Below are 19,164 nucleotides of genomic sequence, written 5' to 3'. Positions count from 1 at the left end.
CTAATACCTCGGCTTTCTGTCTTTAATCTCCGTCATAAATTCAACATAATGGTCATAACGATACTGCTTTAATTCCCCTTCTTCAACAGCTTGTTTCACCGCACATTTCGGCTCTTTTAAATGCAGACAGCCTCTGAATTTGCATGAAGAGCTTTTTTCTCTGATATCAGGGAAGGTATAGCCCAGCTCTTCTTCCTCAATGTCTGTGAATTCAAGCGAGCTGAATCCCGGAGTATCCGCAACCAAGCCTCCGGACGTGTGAATCAGCTCCACGTGGCGGGTTGTGTGTTTCCCGCGGCCCAAATGCTCGGAAATCTCGTTGGTTCTAAGACCCAGCTCCGGACTGATCGCGTTGAGAAGCGAGGATTTTCCAACACCGGACTGACCGGCAAAAACCGTTGTTTTGTCCTGAAAATGCGGAATGATATCCGCTAAACTGTCTTGGTCCTTAGAGGAGGTCAGATACACGTCATAACCAATATTTCGATAGTCTTCTGCATAGGCTTGAATCGCATCTTGTGTATCTTGATCTTCAATCAGATCCATTTTTGTAATGCATATAATCGGCTGAATATCATTGGCCTCAACGAGAACCAGGAAGCGGTCGAGCAATGCCGTGCTGAAAGAAGGCTGAACCGCTGAGAAAACAAGGACCGCTTGATCAACGTTGCAAATTGGCGGCCTGATAAGCTCGTTGGTTCTTTCTTTGATTTCTAACAGATATCCCTCTTTATCATTTTCAGCCTGATACACAACGTAATCACCGACGAGAGGAGTAATTTTGTTCTTTCTGAAAATGCCTCTTCCTCTGCATTGTATAACTTTATCTGAATCCTCGGATTCATCCAGTACATAGTAAAAGCCGCTTAGCGCCTTAATAATTTTGCCCTCAGGCATATTTTCCCTCCTTGTTATTCATCTTTCGGATACTCAATGGTTTTGTAGCTGACGACTTTATTATTTACCATCACTTGATAGTACCCTTTTTGGCCGGATTCAATCTTTAGTTCGATCGTCCGTTCAGTCGGTTCTTTTATCTTAAATTCTTCGTACGTGTCAGAGATGCTGTGATCCGCATCATCAATCGCGATTTGCACTTCAAGCTCGTCCCCTTCGTTTTCTGGCTCGTAGGGGATCTTGACCTTTTCTTTCACCGTTTTCGCAGGCTTTTTCTCAGGTCCGAGAGAGAATGTTACTTCAACTTCGTTTCCCGGTTTTACTGCCGTGCCTGCTGCTGGCTTTTGTTTGACAACCTGTCCTTCTGGAACGTCATCTGAGTATGCCTCTTTTTCTATCAGCTTCAGTCCGTTGTCTTCCAGATATCCAGACGCCGCTTCTTTACTGTACGTTTTTAAGTCTCTAAGCGTAATGTCTTCGGGCCCGATACTGACTGTGAGCTTGACTTGATCATCACTCGGCACAAGCTCAGTCCCTGCTGACGGATTCTGTTCAATGACAGTGCCGGCACTTTTATCGTCATTCACTTCGCTCACCGTTACATGTTTAAACCCCTGGTCCTTTAACGCTTTTTTTGCCTGATCGACCGTTTGGCCTGTCACATCATCGATCTCCGTTTTGGCTTTTCCGGTGCTCCTATAAAGCGTAACCGTTGCGCCTTCTTTGACTGTGGAATCCGCTTTAGGATCCGATTTTACCATGAGGCCCTCGTCAATGTTCTCATCCGAGATTTCCAGCACCTCGGAATCAACCTGCAAACCGTCTTTTTCCAAAAGGTCTGCCGCCTTTTCGTATTCCATTCCGGAGACATCAGGTATTTTGACATCTTTAGGCATAAAAAGTGACGGAAACACAGTGACAGCAAGAATTCCTGCCGTAACGAGAACGATGCATACCGTAAGCAAAACCCACGGCCACTTTTTTCTTTTGCCCTTTTTCTTTGTTTTATTCTCTTGATCGGATGTCAATTCAGCTTCTTTTTCGCCAGCAGCTTTAGCAAGCTCTTCATCTTTAATGATTGGAATTGCTTTTGTCATTTCTTCATCTTCTTGAATCGTAAATCTCTTTTCATTGAGTCTGTCGGCGTCAAAAGCTGTTTGTATGTCTGCTTCCATGTCTTCAGCCGTTTCGTACCGATGAAAAGGATCTTTGGCAGTTGCCTTTAGGATGATGTTTTCAACGCTTTGGGGTACGGACGGATTCCACTTTCTCGCTGAAGGAGTCTCCGCCTGAAGATGCTTTAAGGCGATGCTGACTGCAGATTCTCCATCAAACGGGATACGGCCGGTTAAAAGCTCAAATAAAACGATTCCAAGCGCATAAATATCCGATTTTTTTGTCGCCAAACCGCCCCGCGCCTGTTCAGGTGATAAGTAATGGACTGAGCCCAGCACAGAATTGGTATGGGTGATTGTCGTCGAACTGAGTGCCGTCGCAATTCCAAAATCCGTCACTTTGATATTTCCCATGTGGTCAATCAAAATGTTATGCGGCTTAATGTCTCTGTGAACAATTTGATTTTGATGGGCATGAGCGATGGCTGAGACAATTTGCTCCATGATGTTCAGCGCTTCTTTAGGGTGAAGCGGCCCGTTTGCTGTTATGTATTCTTTGAGCGTCATGCCCTCAACGTATTCCATGACAATATAATAAATGTCGTCTTCCTCGCCCAAATCGTAAATGCTGACAATATTCGGGTGATCGAGGCTTGATGCAGATTGGGCTTCTCTGCGGAAACGCCTGATAAACTCATTGTCATTCACATAGTCAAACCGAAGGATTTTAATTGCGACTTCACGGTCTAGAATCATATCCTCAGCTAAATACACGTTGGCCATTCCCCCGCCGCCTATGACGCGGAGAATTTGGTAACGCCCGCTGATCCGCTTGCCGATTAGCACTGATCTTCACCCTCTTCAACATGTAAAGCAAGCTCAAGCAAAACTGCTGTAATGTTGTCTTCCCCGCCATTCTGATTGGCTTTGTCCACAAGCAGGTTTACTTTTTCCTGAGGAGCTGAATCGCTTTGCAGGATGTCTTTTAATTCAGTGCTTTCTACTTTATTCGTCAGTCCGTCAGAACATAGAAGCAGTTTGTCCCCGGGCTCGATGTCAAAGGAACGTGTGTCAATGCTGACTGACTGGTCTGTTCCGAGTGCCTTCGTCAACACGTTTTTTCGCGGATGATGTTCGGCGTCTTCTCTGGAAATCTCTCCAGTTCGAACCAGTTCATTTACAAGAGAATGATCTTCTGTCACTTGAATGAAATCATTGTCCTGAAGCAAATAACATCTGCTGTCGCCTATATGAGCAACAGAAACCGTTTTCCCCGTAAAAAGCGCACATACAATCGTCGTTCCCATGCCTTGGCATTCTTCGTGTGCTTGGGCGTGATCATATATTTTGCTGTTTACCGCGAGAATCTGTTCAATGAGCCATTCTTCACATGCTGCGGGCGCAGCTGGAATCGCCTCTGCTTCATTCCATTTTTCCCCCATGGCTTTCACAGCCATCTTGCTTGCAACATCTCCAGCAAGATGGCCGCCCATGCCATCAGCGACAACCGCTAATAAAAATTCGTCTTTCCCTTTGAATATCCCCGCATCATCTTCATTATGCTGGCGGATTTTTCCTGTATCTGTTTTTAAGGCTGTTAACAACCCTCATCACCTCGTCTCGTCTTGACGCTCCTTCGCGCGAAGCTGACCGCAGGCTGCGTCAATGTCATGTCCTTGCTCTCTTCGGATTGTGACATTTACTCCGCGGGATTTCAGCGTTTTCTCAAAAGCAAAAATCTGCTCACGCGGTGTGCGCACATAGTCACGTTCAGGCACGTAGTTTACCGGAATCAGGTTCACGTGACATTTGACTCCTTCCAGCAAGTCGGCAAGTTCTTCAGCGTGCTCGACCTGGTCGTTTACGCCCCCGAACAGCCCGTACTCAAAGCTGATACGGCGTCCCGTTTTATTAATATAATATTTAACGGCTTCCATTAAATCAGGCAGTTTATATGCTCTGTTAATCGGCATCAAACGGCTTCTGATTTCTGTATTCGGAGCGTGCAGAGAAATCGCAAAGTTAATCTGCATTTTCTGATCAGCGAATTCGTAAATTTTCGGGATGATGCCGCTTGTAGAAACCGTAATATGGCGAGCACCGATATTCAAGCCCTTATCATGGTTAATGATTTTCAAGAAAGCGAGCATTTCATTAAAGTTATCAAACGGCTCACCGATACCCATGATCACGACTGAGCTGACGCGTTCATCCGTTTCATCAAGGGCTTTTTGAACTTTGACGACTTGAGCGACAATTTCACCCGCTTCAAGGTTTCGTTTCAAGCCTCCAAGCGTTGACGCGCAGAATGTACAGCCAATGCGGCAGCCGACTTGTGTCGTTACACATACAGAATTGCCATACTCGTGTCTCATTAAAACGGTTTCGATTGTATAACCGTCATGAAGCTCGAATAAAAATTTCATCGTGCCGTCTTGAGATGTTTGTTTAACAGCCGTTTTCAGCGTTGTTAACACAAAATGAGCGTTTAATTTCTCACGCAGACCCTTTGACAGGTTTGTCATTTCTTCAAAAGAAGAAACGCGTTTTTCATATAGCCATTCAAAGATCTGTGCCGCGCGGAATGGTTTCTCTCCATTGTCTGTCAGCCATTGTTTGATTTCATCTAATTCAAAAGAATATATAGACGGTTGCTCTGTCCGCAATTCTTTTCTTTCTTTTGTTTTATTAAGTTCTGCCATTGCTTATCCCTTCTTTCTCATGCTGCAAATAAAGAAACCATCTGTTCCGAAATAATGGGGAAGGATTTGCACCCTTCCATCCCGAACAAAGGGTCTCGCCTTTTCGGGCAGCCGCTTTTCAAGAGACAAATCGGGTTCAAAATCAGGATGTTCTTGTATAAACGCATGTATTACTTCTTCATTTTCTGTCCGGTCCATTGTACACGTACTGTAGACAAGAGTGCCACCTTTTTTTACTAATGGCGCGATTTCCCTTAAGATCGACAGCTGAATTTCAGCAAGCCGCGCGCTGTCATCAGGCTTTTTCGTGTATTTCATGTCCGGCTTTCTTCGGATGACACCAAAACCTGAGCACGGGGCATCGACCAATATCCGGTCAAACTGTCCATTTTCAAACGTTTCGCCTGCTGTTCTCGCATCCATTGTTTTCGCGTCAATAATTGTAAGGCTAAGCCTGTCTGCCGCTTCTTTGATCAGCTTCACTTTATGCTTGTGAAGATCAAGCGACGTAACGCTTCCCTTGTTCTCCATTAATTCTGCGATATGAGCCGACTTTCCGCCGGGCGCTGCACACGCGTCAAGCACCGTTTCACCGGGCTTAGGATCAAGGGCGCGGGCGACGAGCATGGAGCTCTCATCCTGAATGGAAACTTCACCATTTTGAAAGAAATGAGTTCCAGCGATTGATCCCCTCAAGAGCTTCACAGCGTCTTCAGCCAGATCGCCATTTTCAACTTCGATACCCTCGGCTGCCATTTGATCAAGCAAATCCGCTCTGTCTGCTTTCATTTGATTTACGCGCAGTGTCTGCTTCGGCGGAATGAGGTGAATACGGCAAATTTTTTCAGCCGCATCAAATCCATATGCATCCGCCCACTCTTTCACAAGCCATTCTGGATGGCTTGTCTCTGTCGCCAGCCGGAGGACAGGATCTTCGATGGCGTCAAAGGATGGAACACCTTCGCGCTGAATGGAGCGAAGCACACCGTTGACAAATGAAGCAATGCCCTTGTGTCCGCGGATTTTAGCAATCTCGACCGCTTCATGGATAGCCGCCCTGTCAGGAATCTTCTCCAAATACTCCATTTGATACAAGGATAGGCGAAGAAGCTGAATCACCCAAGGCTTTACTTTTTGAGGCTTATTAATAAACGGTTTAAGCATATAATCAAGCGCGATCTTGTTTTGCAATGTACCGTAGACAAGTTCAGTCAAAAGTCCTCTGTCCTGATCACTCAGTTCATTTGATTTAATGACCGATTTCAGGAGCAGGTTGCTGTATGCTTGGTTTTGTTCTAGTTTGATCAGCGCTTCAAGAGCGATATCACGAACACTATTCTTTTTCATTGTTTGCTCCTAACTTATCTCCTGCTTCAACATGAGCGCCGCGAATAAAGTCCTCGCCTTTCATGCGTTTTTTGCCTGCCGGCTGAAGTTCGGTTAATAACAGTGCCGTCTCGTTACCTGTGGCAACGATAATCCCTTCCTTTTCAACCGCAACGACTGTGCCTGGCTCAGCTTTGGTTGGTGCGGGTGTTTTTTTCGATGCCCACACTTTCAAGTTTTGTCCATGAAGAGTCGTATAGGCAACAGGCCAAGGATTTAAGCCGCGGACCTGGTTGTAAAGCTCTTCGCCCGTTCTAGACCAATCGAGCAGCTCTTGCTCTCTTTTGATGTTAGGCGCATATGTCGCTTTCTCTTCATCCTGCTTTTCAGGTGATATGCTGCCGGCAATGACGTTTGGAACCGTTTCAGACAATAGCTTCGCGCCTGCCGCGCTTAATTTATCGTGCAGCGTTCCAACATTGTCTGTTTCTTCAATGTCCACTTCCACTTTTGAGATCATATCGCCCGCATCTAATTTTTCTACCATATACATAATGGTAACCCCGGTTTTCTTCTTTCCCTGCAGAATGGAATAATGGATCGGAGCACCGCCGCGCAGTTCCGGCAAAAGAGATGCGTGAACGTTAATGCAGCCGTATTTCGGGCTGTCGAGAAGCTCCTTAGGCAAAATTTGTCCAAATGCCGCCGTTACAATCAGGTCAGGCTTTAATGCCAGCACTTTCTCAATTTCTTCTGTCAATCTGACTTTTTCCGGCTGAAGAACCGGGATGCCGTGACGCAATGCCTCTTCCTTTACCGGAGGAGGTGTCATGACTTTTTTTCTGCCCTTCGGACGGTCCGGCTGTGTGACGACCCCCACTACTTCATATCCGTCCTCTATCAGGGTTCTTAAAACAGGAACTGAAAAATCCGGCGTTCCCATAAATACGATTCTCGTCATCAAATCATCCTTCCATATCCGCTAGTTCATCTTCTGTATAGTATTTACTTATTTTCGTTGTAAACAGCACACCGTCTAAATGGTCCATTTCGTGCTGCACGGCTCTCGCTAAAAAGCCTCGCGCTTCCAGAATGAACGGTTTTCCCTGACGGTTAAACGCACGCACTTTGACATAATCGGCACGTGTGACATCACCATAGACGCCGGGAAAGCTCAAGCACCCTTCGATTCCGGTTTGCTCACCGCTTTTTTCTAAAATCTCGGGATTAACAAGATCAATTCTGCCGCTGTCTTCTCCGATATCCACGACAGCCGCTCTTTTTAAAATGCCGATCTGCGGCGCTGCCAGTCCGACACCATCCATTTCAAGCATAGTGTCGTACATATCATCAAGCAGTTTCTTTAGTTTTTTATCAAAAACAGTCACGGTTTCCGCCGGTGTTTCCAACACCTCCGCAGGATGTGTGACAATCTTTTTTACTGCCAATTTGTTACCCTCCAAGACGTGAGATCTTACATCATCATATAAGGATTCATATCAATTGAAATCATTACATGCTTTTGTTCAATTTCGCGTTTATAATGTTCCAGTATCTTCTTCAACAAAGCGGATAACTGGGTTTCCTGTTTGTATTTTATCACGCATTGATAGCGATATCTATCTTTGATCCTGGCTATCGGCGACGCGCTTGGCCCGAGAATTTTCGTGCCAGTTCCACAGTTTGCTTTTAAAAAGTGAGAGATTTTTTCCGCCGTAATAGCTGCTTTCGCCACTTCCTCATGAGAAACGGTCACAAGAGCCAAATAATAATAGGGCGGATAGGATTGCTCTCTCCTGTGGGCCATTTCATGCTGATAGAACGTTTCATAATCATGCGTCTTCGTCAGCTGGATGCTGTAATGAGACGGTGTGTACGTTTGAATGATGACATGGCCGGGCTTTTCATGCCTGCCTGCCCGGCCGCTGACTTGCGTTAACAGCTGAAATGTTTTTTCGGCCGCTCTGAAATCAGGAATATGAAGTGTTGTATCGGCACTTAACACGCCGACAAGCGTCACATTCGGAAAATCAAGCCCTTTGGCAATCATTTGCGTTCCGAGAAGAATATCCGCTTTTCCTTCTCCGAAAGCTGATAACAATTTTTCATGGGCGCCTTTCCTTGAGGTCGTATCAACATCCATCCGAATCACTCTCGCACTTGGCAGCACTTTTGTCAGCTCTTCCTCCACTCGCTGTGTTCCCGTTCCGAAAAAGCGGATATGCTCGCTTGCGCATTCAGGACAAGTGTGCGGAACAGGCTCTTCATGTCCGCAATAATGGCATTTCAGCCTTTGGCCGTAACGATGATACGTCATGGAAATGTCGCAGTGCGGGCATTGCGGGACATAGCCGCAATCCCTGCACATCACAAAGGAAGAATAGCCCCTCTTATTTAAAAACAGCACCGCCTGCTCGCCCTTAGCAATCGTTTCTTCAAGCTTTTCCATCAATTCAACTGAAAACATCGAGCGATTGCCGTTTCTAAGCTCCTCTCTCATATCGACAAGCGAAACCTCGGGCATCACCCGATGGTTAACACGGTGCTTCAGTGAAAGAAGCTCGTATACGCCCTTTTGCGCTCTTGCATATGATTCTAATGTCGGCGTAGCACTGCCCAGCACAACCGGACAGCTGTGGTGCTCAGCCCGTTTGATGGCCACCTCTTTCGCATGATACCGCGGCATTTCTTCTTGTTTATACGAGGATTCATGCTCTTCATCGATGATAATCATTCCGAGATTTTCAAACGGAGCAAAAATAGCCGACCTGGCGCCGACGACAAGGCGCACTTCCTTTCGGTGGATTTTACGCCACTCGTCATATTTTTCTCCTGTGGATAAACCGCTGTGCATGACTGCCACCTGAGAGCCGAAACGGCCCTTGAAGCGATTGACCATCTGCGGCGTCAGCGATATTTCTGGTACGAGGACGATGGCTTCTTTTCCTTTCGCCAGTACTTTTTCAATCGATTGCAGATAAATTTCTGTTTTTCCGCTTCCTGTTACGCCGTGAAGAAGGAACACTTTATGTTCATCATTATCTAACGTCTGGCGTATAGGCTCAAAGGCAGCGCTCTGTTCGTCTGTCAGCGGGAGCGGCTCTGTTTTTTTGAACATTTTGTCCTGATAGGGATCTCTGTAAACCTCTTCATAGCTTTCCTTCAAAAGCCCCTTTTGAATAAGGGTTTTAATGGTCGCAGAGCTCGCGTCCGTTTTTTTGCATAAATCCGCCGCAGGGATTTTCGCACCCTCCGGCTCAGCGATGAAAAAGTGAAGAATCGCCTGCTGCTTGGCTGCTTGACGGGATAATCCCTCAGCCTGCTTAGCAAGCTCTTCTTTACTCGCATTTGCCTGAATAAGCCTGACCATTTTTTTATTGGTTTTTTGTGCAACTTTATACGTTACATCAATGACGCCCTTTTGAACATGCTTTTGAATTAGTTTCAGCGTCTCGTGATCGGGTATATCTGAATACAGCAGCGTCTTCGTTTCAGAAAACAGCCGATCCACTTGCGGCGGAAGATCTGCGCCGTGTGCGATTTTTAATTCTTTTTCATATTTCGCCTTTAATGCGGCAGGCAGCATCGCCTGAAGCGCCGTTATTTTAAAAGACAGCGTTTTGTCGGACAGCCATGACGACAGATTCATAAGCTCCTCTGTCAAAACAGGTGTAAGATCTAATAAATCCTCTACCTCCTTGACAGATTTCCCCGAGAGATCAGACGCTTCTTTCACAGCTGTCACAAACCCTTGAATTTTACGGGGGCCAAACGGAACAATGACTCGCATACCCGTTTTGATCATGCCTTTGAGATGGTCCGGGATTTTGTAATCAAATGGCCTGTCTATATTTTTGGTGCTGACATCAACGATGACTTCGGCAAAATTCATGAGCGCTCTCCGGTTTGTGTTGAGAGGGCTGCGATCTCCTGAAGGATTTCAAAAGAAACATCAAGCTTAGACATGATCGGAAGTTCGCGTTTTTGCCCTTCTTTGAAAAAGATTGTCACGATATTCGTATCAGCACCAAATCCGGCCCCATTTGCTTTCACATCATTTGCCACAATCATATCAAGATTTTTGGAGGCGAGCTTTTTGCGTGCATAGTGTTCAACGTCCTGTGTTTCAGCGGCAAATCCCACCAAAATCTGCTCGTTCTTTTTCTCGCCCAATTCTTTCAAAATATCGACTGTTCTATTCAATTCAAGTGTCATACCGCCGTCTTGTTTTTTCATTTTATGATCAAATACTGTTTTCGGCGTAAAATCGGCTACCGCAGCTGTTTTGATGACAATATCACTAGAGTCATACACAGAGAGCACCGCTTCGCGCATATCCGCAGCCGATTGCACTGGGATAAACTGAGCAAGGCCTTTCGGCTGATCCAGCGAAACGGGGCCGGAGATTAAGGTTACCTGCGCGCCGAGCTGGACAGCAGCCTCCGCTAATGCGTATCCCATCTTGCCCGTTGATTTATTGGTGAAAAAACGGACAGGGTCAATTGCTTCCCGTGTCGGGCCAGCTGTAATGACCACACGCTTGCCTTCTAAAGGAGCGGTTTTTTCTTCAGCAAAATGTTTTTCGGCCAGCTTCACGATATTTTCAGGCTCTTCCAATCTGCCTTTTCCAACGTAACCGCACGCTAAATAACCCTCGCTCGGCTCAATAAATCGATAACCATCCTGATAAAGAACAGAAATATTTCGTTTAACCGCCGGATTGTCATACATGTGAACGTTCATCGCCGGTGCGACCCACACGGGAGCCGTCGCTGCCAGCAATGTCGTCGTCAGCATATCATCAGCGATGCCGTTTGCCAGTTTTCCAATCACATTGGCCGTAGCCGGCGCCACGATAATCAAGTCGGCCCAGTCTGCGGCATCAATATGAGAAATGACGCTTGGATTTTGTTCTTTAAATGTATCTGTATATACTTCATGGCGGCTCAATGCCTGAAATGTCAGCGGTGAGACGAATCGGCATGCTGATTCAGTCATAATCACTTTGACATTGGCTCCTGCTTGAACCAGCTTGCTCGTTAACGCACAGGCTTTATAAACAGCGATGCCTCCGCTCACGCAAAGTAACACATTTCGATTGTTAAGCAATGACTTCTCCCCCTCTGCACTTTAAAAACCGCACGGAAAAAAATAACAACCTACATGATATAGGTTGCTACTTGTGCTACTATTCGCGGTCTTCCTTTTCAAACGAAAGCAGGCCTGCATCAATTTCTTCTAAAGCTTTGCCTACATATTTGTATGAAATCGTATGTTCAATCATTTGGTCTTTTTTGACTTGCATTTCACGGGCACGTCTCGCAGAAACAGTCACGAGCGTGTATTTGGAATCTAATTTATTCATTAAAGAGTCAATTGACGGATCTAGCATTTGTTATTCAACCTCCAGCATTTTCTTATATCTTGGCGCAACGCGCTCGCGCTTCAAATGTTCAGCGAGAACGATTGCTTTGATTTTATCGCAAGCCGTTTCGACATTATCGTTTTCCACGACATAATCATAAGCATCCATCATTTCGATCTCAGCTTTTGCGGCTTTCATTCGATTTTCAATCAGAGCGTCTGTTTCCGTTCCTCGTGTCACGATTCTGTTCTTCAGTTCAGAAAGGCTTGGAGGCGCAAGGAAAATAAACAGGCCTTCCGGGAAAGCATTTCTCACTTGAAGAGCGCCTTGAACTTCGATTTCTAAAAAGACGTCTTTACCATCTTGAAGCGTCTGTTCTACATAATCGACAGGCGTGCCGTAATAATTGCCGACATACTCTGCCCATTCAAGCAGCTTGTTGTCTGCAATCATTTGCTCGAATTCTTCTCTCGTTTTGAAAAAATAATCGACTCCGTTCACTTCGCCCTCTCGCGGACTTCTTGTGGTTACTGAAATCGAATATTCAAATTTTGTGTCTTCCTGCGAAAAGATCGCTTGCCGAACCGTTCCTTTACCAACTCCTGAGGGACCTGAGAGAACGATTAATAACCCTCTTTCTTTCATGCGGCAATTACCCCTGCCCTTCATCCATAATTTCTTCTTTAACAGAAAGTCTGTGTGCAACTGTCTCAGGCTGGACGGCAGATAAGATAATGTGATCACTATCCATGACGACAACTGCACGGGTTCTTCGTCCGTATGTAGCGTCAATTAGCATTCCGCGGTCTCTTGCATCCTGAATCATCCGTTTGATTGGCGCAGACTCCGGGCTGACAATCGAAATCATCCGATTAGCGGAGATAATATTGCCAAATCCGATATTAATCAGTTTAATCGTCATCTTCTACGTTCCCCCTGTAAAATAGACGTCTCTAGTTTAGCCTAGTAAGACCGTCTGTAAACAACACGCACAGTCACTATTCTATATTTTGCACTTGTTCTTTTATTTTTTCAATAGAACTTTTCATTTCGACGACAAGCTTTGTGATCTGATGATCATTTGCTTTTGAGCCAATTGTATTTGCTTCCCGATTCAGCTCCTGAACAAGAAAGTCGAGTTTGCGCCCCACAGCCCCGCCTTCAGCTAATATATCACGAAACTGGGCGAAGTGGCTCTTCAGCCTGGTAATCTCCTCAGTGATATCAGAGCGGTCTGCAAAAATAGCGCATTCTGTTACAAGCCGGCTTTCGTCTAATACATCTTCAGTCCATTCTTTGATTCTGGCGTACAGCCGTTCCCGGTAACGAGATACGACGTCTGCTGCCAGCAATTCAGTTTCTTTCACCAGCTCTTCAAGCTGATCAATATGCGTCAGGCAGTCTTTCGCTAAAAGCAGCCCCTCTTTTTCACGCATTTCACAGAGCCCTTTTACCGCTTCCTCTGCAGCAGCGGTGATTAACGCCTCCAGCTTGTCATTTTGCGTCTGTTCTTCATGGATTTGAACGACATGGTCAAGCTTAAAGAAATCCATTACATCAGGCTCTGCAGACAATTGATACCGCTTTTTCATATCTCTCGCAGCCGCGACAAACTCATCGAGAAGCGGCCAATCAATTTCAAGCCTTTTCTCTACAAGCATATCGCTGTCAACGGATACGAAAAGCTCAATTCTTCCGCGCTGGATATGCTGCAGAATGGTTTGTTTCAGCTTATCTTCAAAATATAGCAAAGGCCTTGGCAAACGAGCGTTCACTTCTTTAAATCTGTAATTCACAGATTTAAGTTCAACGCTTACAGAGAGATCATCTTGTGTTTTGCTTGCACTGCCGAAGCCTGTCATACTTCGTATCATTTTAAAACACCCAATTCTTCCCTGTTCTCATAATAAAAGGGCAATAGACATGCTATTACCCCTAAGATTATATCATATGAATTTATTTTTTTCTTGTCAAAAGTGACCCAGCCAGCAAAAAAGTAGGGATGGCGGACATGCCGATGACAAGCATCCAATCTCCCGGCGTGATGGAAACCGTATGGAAAATCGGCTGAAGCGGCGGATAGTAAATGACAACAAGCATCAGCAAAATGGATGACAATACCGCGCCGATTAAGTACAGATTTTGAAACGGATTTCTGGAAAAAACAGAGGTCTCGCTGCGGCAGTCAAAAACGTGAATAAGCTGAGCCAGCACCAATGTGGCAAACGCGATCGTCTGGGCATAAGCCAAATTCTCCGGATTCCGGTGATACACAATGATAAACGCTAAAATAGTGGCAGCTCCGATTAAAAACCCTCTGGAGACAACCTTCCATCCTAGTTTGCGGGCAAACACCCCTTCTTTCGGATGACGGGGCTTCCGCTTCATCACGTCTCCTTCCGGCTGATCCATGCCAAGCGCCATTGCCGGCAAACCGTCTGTCACCAAGTTGACCCATAAAATCTGAATCGGCACGAGCGGCAAAGGAAGGGCAAGCAGCATTGCAAACAGCATGACAAGAATTTCTCCGACATTTGAAGCCAACAGGTATCTGATAAATTTTCTGATGTTTTCATAGATGTTTCTGCCCTCATTTATCGCAGATTTGATCGTCGCGAAATTATCATCTACCAGAACAAGAGATGATGCTTCTTTGGCCACATCTGTCCCGGTAATGCCCATAGCGACTCCGATATCTGCTTGTTTAATGGCCGGGGCGTCATTGACGCCGTCTCCAGTCATCGCCACAATATGCCCGTTTTCCTGATAGGCTTTCACGATTTTCAGCTTATGCTCAGGAGACACGCGGGCAAATACGTACACATCCTCCACCACATTAGAAAGCTCTTCTTGAGAAAGTTCATTCAGCATCTTGCCGTCCATGATTTTGCCGCTTTTCGGAAGGAGGCGCAGGTCTTTCGCTATCGCTTTAGCAGTCTCCACATGATCGCCTGTAATCATGACGGTCTTAATTCCCGCTTCACGGCATTCTTTAATCGCCTGTCTGACTTCCGGCCGCGGCGGATCGATGATGCCCGAAAGGCCAAGCATCGTCAGATCTTTTTCCGCCTGCTCCATAGAAGGTGTTTCACCTGCTTTTATCGGCCTGTAGGCGACCGCTATCGTTCTGAGCGCCTGTGATGCCAGATGTCTTAATACCGCCTCTGTTTCTGCTTTTCTCTCATTTGAAAAAAGGGCCGCTGAGCCGTCATAATAAATACGGGAAGAGCGCTGCATCAGCACATCCGGTGCGCCTTTTGTAATGATATATCGTTTTCTGTCCTGATCCTCTACAATGACCGTCATCATTTTCCGGGCAGAATCAAACGGAAACTCTTCAATCACCCGGTAACGAGATTCAACAACCTCTTTTGAAAAACCGCCTTTTCTTGCCGCGGTGAGCAGCGCTCCTTCTGTTGGGTCTCCATCAAGCACATATTCGCCGTCTCTTTTCTCAATATTAGAGTTGTTGCAAAGCGCTCCGAACAGCAGCATCTGCTGAAGCGGCGCATGCTCATTCACACTGATCTCTTTTTCGTTCAGTGTGAAGCTTCCTTTCGGTTCGTAGCCGGCCCCGGTTACTCTCCATGTTTTTCCTCCGGACCAGACATGTGTCACCGTCATTTTGTTTTGCGTCATTGTCCCTGTTTTATCTGAACAAATGATAGACGCACACCCAAGCGTTTCAACCGCGGGGAGTTTTCTTACGATTGATTTTTGCTTAATCATCCGCTGCACGCCTAGCGACAGCGCCACTGTCACAATCGCCGGGAGCCCCTCTGGAATTGCGGCTACCGCTAACGATACACCGGCTAAAAACATGCTGTACAGATCATGCCCCTGAATGACACCGACAGCAACGACAAGTACGGTCAAAAGCAATGCAACAACAATTAAAATCTTCCCGAGCTGCTCTAGTCTTCTTTGCAGCGGGGTTGACAGTGTCCCTGCTGATTCAAGCATGTCGGCAATTTTCCCCATTGCCGTATTCATGCCTGTGCCGACGACGACTCCGACACCGCTGCCGCGCGTCACAATGGTTCCCATAAATGCCATATTCGTAATATCACCGAGGGAAACATCCGGTTTTTTCAATTTATCTGCATGCTTCACAACCGGGATGGATTCCCCGGTCAGCGCTGATTCTTCTATTTCAAGGCTTTTCGCTTCGACAATTCGAACGTCCGCGCCAATCCTGTCCCCGCTCGTAAATTTCACAATATCACCCGGCACAAGTTCTTTAGAAGGAATCTTTGTCCAGCTTCCTTCCCTGAGCGCCATAACATGCGGTGTTGAAAGCTCTTTTAAAGCCTGAAGAGATTGCTCAGCACGCCTTTCTTGAAAGAAACCGAGTATGCCATTCACAAACACAATCGCAATAATCGCAACCGCGTCCACGTATTCACCAAGAAATCCCGAGATTAACGTTGCCGCCAAAAGCACAAGCACCATAAAATCTTTGAACTGCGCAAAAAACAAGAGAAGCGCTGATGTTTTTTTCCCTTCTTGCAGCTCGTTTGGCCCATGCTTGTCGAGGCGTTTTTTCACCTCTTTTTCTGTTAATCCTTGTTTCATGGACGTATTGGTTGCCTCTAGTAAATCTGTTTGTCCCATTTCGTGAAACTTCATTGCGCTCGTCCACTCCCCTGCTCTCATATAGAGATATCACTCTATAAGCATGCTTATTCTGACTCGTCCCATTTCATGCTATAATTATCGAATGCAGGAAGAATGAGAGGGTGTATTGCATATGTCGTTTGATGGCATGTTTACATACGGAATGACACACGAACTTAACGAGAAAATGACGGGCGGAAGAATTACGAAAGTCCATCAGCCATATAAGCACGATGTGATTTTTCACATCCGCGCCAATGGAAAAAACCAAAAACTATTATTATCCGCACACCCGAGCTATTCACGGGTGCATATTACAACGCAAGCTTATGAAAACCCGAGCGAACCGCCAATGTTTTGCATACTGCTGAGAAAGCATATCGAAGGCGGATTTATTGAGAACATTGAACAGGCGGGCTTAGACCGCATTATGATTTTTCATATCAAAAGCCGGAACGAAATTGGCGATGAAACCACTCGAAAGCTTTATGTAGAAATTATGGGCCGCCACAGCAATATCATTTTGACAGACGGAGAAGACAATGTGATCATCGACGGACTTAAGCATTTATCACCGTCAATGAACAGCTATCGCACAGTACTGCCCGGCCACGATTATAAGCTTCCGCCGGCACAGGACAAAATCTCGCCGCTTGAAGCGACAGAAGACGATATTTTGCGTCATCTCAGTTTTCAAGAAGGACGCCTTGATAAACAAATTGTCGACCACTTTTCAGGTGTGTCTCCGCTCTTTGCCAAAGAAGCGGTTCACAGAGCGGGCCTCGCGAACAAAGTCACACTGCCAAAAGCACTGCTGGAGCTTTTCGCGGAAGTAAACGGGCACCGCTTCATTCCAAACATTACGACCGTAAACAGAAAAGAATATTTTTATCTGCTCGAGCTGACTCATCTAAAAGGCGAAGCGCGCCGTTTTGATTCATTAAGCGAACTGCTCGACCGTTTTTATTTTGGAAAAGCTGAACGAGACCGGGTCAAACAGCAAGCTCAGGATCTTGAACGGTTTGTTGTCAATGAACGGAAGAAAAATGCCAACAAAATTAAAAAATTGGAAAAAACACTGGAGTATTCGGAAAACGCAAAGGAATTTCAGCTATACGGCGAGCTTTTAACTGCTAATTTATATATGCTGAATAAAGGCGATAAACAGGCTGAGGTCATCAACTATTATGACGAAGAAAGCCCGACAATCACGATTCCTTTAAACCCGAACAAAACGCCTTCCGAAAACGCACAGGCCTACTTCACAAAGTATCAGAAAGCGAAAAATTCGGTCGCTGTAGTCGAGGAGCAAATCCGGCTCGCACAGGAAGAGATCGAATACTTTGATCAGCTGATTCAGCAGCTTTCGTCCGCTTCACCTCGAGATATCAGCGAAATCAGAGAGGAGCTTGTGGAGGGCAAATATTTACGCCCTAAGCAGCAAAAAGGACAGAAAAAACAAAAACCGCATAACCCGGTTTTAGAAACATATGAATCTTCTTCAGGCTTGGCGATTTTAGTGGGTAAAAACAACCGCCAAAATGAATATTTAACGACAAGAGCTGCAGCCAGAGACGACATTTGGCTTCACACGAAGGATATTCCAGGCTCCCACGTTGTGATCAGAAGCAGCGAACCGGATGAGCAAACAATCATTGAAGCCGCTACAATCGCAGCTTATTTTTCAAAAGCTAAAGATTCAAGTTCAGTGCCTGTGGATTATACAAAAATCAGGCATGTCAAAAAACCGAACGGCGCGAAGCCCGGCTTCGTTACCTATGACAGCCAGCATACCGTCTTTGTCACACCTGATGCCGATACTGTCATCAAGCTGAAAAAAAGCTGAGCCCCGCACAAAGAAAAGCCAGAGCATTATTATGCTCTGGCTTATTTCTTTCTTCTTACCTGATAAAGCCTGTCAACTTCAGCAACAAAATCGCCATCAATCAGCTCATCCACTTTTCCAGCCAGCTCCTTTGTGTGCTTCGGACTGGCTCCGTTTGTAGAAACTGACACCGTGACATGGCCTCTTTTTACGATTTTCGGCATGTACACATTGCCAAGCTCAGCATGACTGGCACAATTGACAAGCTGAAAAGGCGAAGCCGCTTGAGCAATCTCTTTGTTCACTGCCGCATTATCTGTCGCGGCAATAATCAAAAAAGCATCGAGATAGTCATCTTTTTCAATCGTGCGGCTTATCCATTTGATGCTGCGGTTGTCTGCCATCCGCTTGATTTCCGGTTCAACATCCGGACTGACAAGCGTAATATCAGCTCCCTCAGAAAGCACCGTTTTCAGCCTTCTGAGAGCGATGCTGCCGCCCCCCGCAATGACAACCTTCTTCTTTTCCAGGCTAACGTGCAGCGGGAGCATATGAACCTCCGTCAAAATCAAATTGCCCCTCTGGATTTTCGACAGTTTCTCTCACACGGTTCAAAAATGCGTTTTTTACATGAGGGTGGAAACCGATATAGGACGAGAGGTAGACATTCGGATTATCAGCCTTTAATTTCTGAACCTCTCGTTCGATTTCATTCATCAGCATGCCCGTAAAGAGCAAGTATGGAACGATAAAGGTTGTCATGCCGTCATCTTTTTTCAGTTCAGAAAAAACCTCTTTATAATTCGGGCCGCATGCTGTCAAAAAGCATGGGAGGACTTCCTTGACCGGAATCATATTTTGAAGAAGATTGGCAATACCGGTTACGTCTCTTTTTACATCGGGATCTGAACTTCCCCTCCCGATAAGTACAACTCTGGCATTTTCATACGAAACGCCTATGTCTTTCATTCGGTGATAAACAGCCTTGACCACTTCTTCGTCAATCCCGATCGGCTTTCCGTATGAAACGCGGACTGAAGGATATCGGGACGCAGCACGCGCAATTTCTTCCGGAATATCATGTTTTGCATGCGCAGCTGTCAAAAGAAGCAGAGGCACCACTGCGATATGAGTGGCGCCTTGCTTTACACATGCTTCAAACCCTTTCTCAATTGTCGGCTCTTGAAGCTCCAAAAAGCTGATTTCCTGTACAGGCGCAGTGACGTGCGCCTTGCATCCTTCCAAAAAGGCTGCCGCTTCTTGCTGCGCCTTTTTTATCCGGCTGCCGTGTCCGACATATAAAATTGCTTGTTTCAT

General features: G+C 45.9%; 17 protein-coding genes. 1 reads left to right on the top strand and 16 read right to left on the bottom strand.

The features are described from left to right. The 14 genes from rsgA to EFK13_RS08650 all read right to left on the bottom strand — a co-directional run bounded on the left by rsgA (window position 1) and on the right by EFK13_RS08650 (window position 16,034). Window positions 1–897: a ribosome small subunit-dependent GTPase A gene (gene rsgA / locus EFK13_RS08715; protein WP_075746065.1), complete on the bottom strand. Its 897-nt coding sequence runs from the start codon at window positions 895–897 to the stop codon at window positions 1–3. A gap of 14 nt (window positions 898–911) precedes the next feature. Then, the gene (prkC, locus tag EFK13_RS08710) at window positions 912–2,858 is read right to left on the bottom strand and encodes a serine/threonine protein kinase PrkC (RefSeq protein WP_129505739.1); all 1,947 of its coding nucleotides are present in this window, start codon (window positions 2,856–2,858) and stop codon (window positions 912–914) included. Continuing rightward, window positions 2,852–3,616 carry a protein-serine/threonine phosphatase PrpC gene (gene prpC / locus EFK13_RS08705; RefSeq protein ID WP_129505740.1) on the bottom strand — a complete coding sequence of 255 codons (765 nt, stop codon included), beginning with the start codon at window positions 3,614–3,616 and terminating at the stop codon, window positions 2,852–2,854. The genes prkC and prpC overlap by 7 nt, the downstream gene beginning before the upstream one ends. Before the next feature lie 6 nt (window positions 3,617–3,622). Next, window positions 3,623–4,714: a dual-specificity RNA methyltransferase RlmN gene (rlmN, locus tag EFK13_RS08700; RefSeq protein ID WP_129505741.1), complete on the bottom strand. Its 1,092-nt coding sequence runs from the start codon at window positions 4,712–4,714 to the stop codon at window positions 3,623–3,625. Between the two features lie 3 nt (window positions 4,715–4,717). Further along, on the bottom strand, window positions 4,718–6,061 hold the full coding sequence (gene rsmB / locus EFK13_RS08695; protein ID WP_129505742.1) for a 16S rRNA (cytosine(967)-C(5))-methyltransferase RsmB: 1,344 nt from the start codon (window positions 6,059–6,061) through the stop codon (window positions 4,718–4,720). Beyond that, window positions 6,048–7,001: a methionyl-tRNA formyltransferase gene (gene fmt, locus EFK13_RS08690; protein ID WP_129505743.1), complete on the bottom strand. Its 954-nt coding sequence runs from the start codon at window positions 6,999–7,001 to the stop codon at window positions 6,048–6,050. The genes rsmB and fmt overlap by 14 nt, the downstream gene beginning before the upstream one ends. 4 nt (window positions 7,002–7,005) lie before the next feature. Further along, on the bottom strand, window positions 7,006–7,488 hold the full coding sequence (def, locus tag EFK13_RS08685; protein ID WP_240034906.1) for a peptide deformylase: 483 nt from the start codon (window positions 7,486–7,488) through the stop codon (window positions 7,006–7,008). 26 nt (window positions 7,489–7,514) lie between these two features. Further along, window positions 7,515–9,932 (bottom strand): primosomal protein N', encoded by a 2,418-nt coding sequence (gene priA / locus EFK13_RS08680; protein ID WP_129505745.1) that lies wholly within the window; start codon window positions 9,930–9,932, stop codon window positions 7,515–7,517. Then, window positions 9,929–11,149, bottom strand: a complete 1,221-nt coding sequence (gene coaBC, locus EFK13_RS08675) for a bifunctional phosphopantothenoylcysteine decarboxylase/phosphopantothenate--cysteine ligase CoaBC (protein ID WP_129505746.1) — start codon at window positions 11,147–11,149, stop codon at window positions 9,929–9,931. The genes priA and coaBC overlap by 4 nt, the downstream gene beginning before the upstream one ends. 79 nt (window positions 11,150–11,228) lie before the next feature. Further along, window positions 11,229–11,432: a DNA-directed RNA polymerase subunit omega gene (gene rpoZ, locus EFK13_RS08670; RefSeq protein WP_129505747.1), complete on the bottom strand. Its 204-nt coding sequence runs from the start codon at window positions 11,430–11,432 to the stop codon at window positions 11,229–11,231. 3 nt (window positions 11,433–11,435) lie between these two features. Continuing rightward, a complete protein-coding gene (gene gmk / locus EFK13_RS08665) occupies window positions 11,436–12,050 on the bottom strand; it encodes a guanylate kinase (RefSeq protein ID WP_014113748.1) in 615 nt (204 codons plus the stop codon). Window positions 12,051–12,057: 7 nt separating this feature from the next. After that, window positions 12,058–12,327, bottom strand: a complete 270-nt coding sequence (gene remA, locus EFK13_RS08660; protein WP_003154355.1) for an extracellular matrix/biofilm regulator RemA — start codon at window positions 12,325–12,327, stop codon at window positions 12,058–12,060. 76 nt (window positions 12,328–12,403) lie between these two features. After that, window positions 12,404–13,279, bottom strand: coding sequence for a YicC/YloC family endoribonuclease (locus EFK13_RS08655; protein WP_129505748.1), 876 nt, complete (start codon window positions 13,277–13,279; stop codon window positions 12,404–12,406). A gap of 82 nt (window positions 13,280–13,361) precedes the next feature. Further along, on the bottom strand, window positions 13,362–16,034 hold the full coding sequence (locus EFK13_RS08650) for a calcium-translocating P-type ATPase, SERCA-type (protein WP_129505825.1): 2,673 nt from the start codon (window positions 16,032–16,034) through the stop codon (window positions 13,362–13,364). 121 nt (window positions 16,035–16,155) lie between these two features. Here EFK13_RS08650 and rqcH point away from each other — a divergent pair, with 121 nt between their 5' ends. Beyond that, window positions 16,156–17,868 (top strand): tRNA modification protein RqcH, encoded by a 1,713-nt coding sequence (gene rqcH / locus EFK13_RS08645; RefSeq protein ID WP_193554144.1) that lies wholly within the window; start codon window positions 16,156–16,158, stop codon window positions 17,866–17,868. A gap of 41 nt (window positions 17,869–17,909) precedes the next feature. Here rqcH and sirC read toward each other — a convergent pair whose 3' ends face one another. Together sirC and sirB are read right to left on the bottom strand one after the other, a co-directional pair. Further along, complete coding sequence (gene sirC / locus EFK13_RS08640; protein ID WP_129505826.1) at window positions 17,910–18,398, bottom strand: precorrin-2 dehydrogenase; 489 nt, start codon at window positions 18,396–18,398, stop codon at window positions 17,910–17,912. Further along, window positions 18,379–19,164, bottom strand: a complete 786-nt coding sequence (gene sirB / locus EFK13_RS08635) for a sirohydrochlorin chelatase (RefSeq protein ID WP_129505750.1) — start codon at window positions 19,162–19,164, stop codon at window positions 18,379–18,381. The genes sirC and sirB overlap by 20 nt, the downstream gene beginning before the upstream one ends.

Source organism: Bacillus cabrialesii (assembly GCF_004124315.2).
GTDB lineage: Bacteria > Bacillota > Bacilli > Bacillales > Bacillaceae > Bacillus > Bacillus cabrialesii.
The sequence above is the reverse complement of the archived record's forward strand: the minus strand, read 5'-3'. Positions and strand labels throughout refer to the sequence as shown.

Excerpts from the sequence above, each read along its gene's own strand:
- EFK13_RS08650 (WP_129505825.1), bottom strand. The coding sequence starts at position 16,034 with ATGAAGTTTCACGAAATGGGACAAACAGATTTACTAGAGGCAACCAAT.
- rsgA (WP_075746065.1), bottom strand. The coding sequence starts at position 897 with ATGCCTGAGGGCAAAATTATTAAGGCGCTAAGCGGCTTTTACTATGTA.
- sirC (WP_129505826.1), bottom strand. The coding sequence starts at position 18,398 with ATGCTCCCGCTGCACGTTAGCCTGGAAAAGAAGAAGGTTGTCATTGCG.
- rlmN (WP_129505741.1), bottom strand. The coding sequence starts at position 4,714 with ATGGCAGAACTTAATAAAACAAAAGAAAGAAAAGAATTGCGGACAGAG.
- rsmB (WP_129505742.1), bottom strand. The coding sequence starts at position 6,061 with ATGAAAAAGAATAGTGTTCGTGATATCGCTCTTGAAGCGCTGATCAAA.
- sirB (WP_129505750.1), bottom strand. The coding sequence starts at position 19,164 with ATGAAACAAGCAATTTTATATGTCGGACACGGCAGCCGGATAAAAAAG.
- EFK13_RS08655 (WP_129505748.1), bottom strand. The coding sequence starts at position 13,279 with ATGATACGAAGTATGACAGGCTTCGGCAGTGCAAGCAAAACACAAGAT.
- priA (WP_129505745.1), bottom strand. The coding sequence starts at position 9,932 with ATGAATTTTGCCGAAGTCATCGTTGATGTCAGCACCAAAAATATAGAC.
- gmk (WP_014113748.1), bottom strand. The coding sequence starts at position 12,050 with ATGAAAGAAAGAGGGTTATTAATCGTTCTCTCAGGTCCCTCAGGAGTT.
- fmt (WP_129505743.1), bottom strand. The coding sequence starts at position 7,001 with ATGACGAGAATCGTATTTATGGGAACGCCGGATTTTTCAGTTCCTGTT.
- rqcH (WP_193554144.1), top strand. The coding sequence starts at position 16,156 with ATGTCGTTTGATGGCATGTTTACATACGGAATGACACACGAACTTAAC.
- remA (WP_003154355.1), bottom strand. The coding sequence starts at position 12,327 with ATGACGATTAAACTGATTAATATCGGATTTGGCAATATTATCTCCGCT.
- rpoZ (WP_129505747.1), bottom strand. The coding sequence starts at position 11,432 with ATGCTAGATCCGTCAATTGACTCTTTAATGAATAAATTAGATTCCAAA.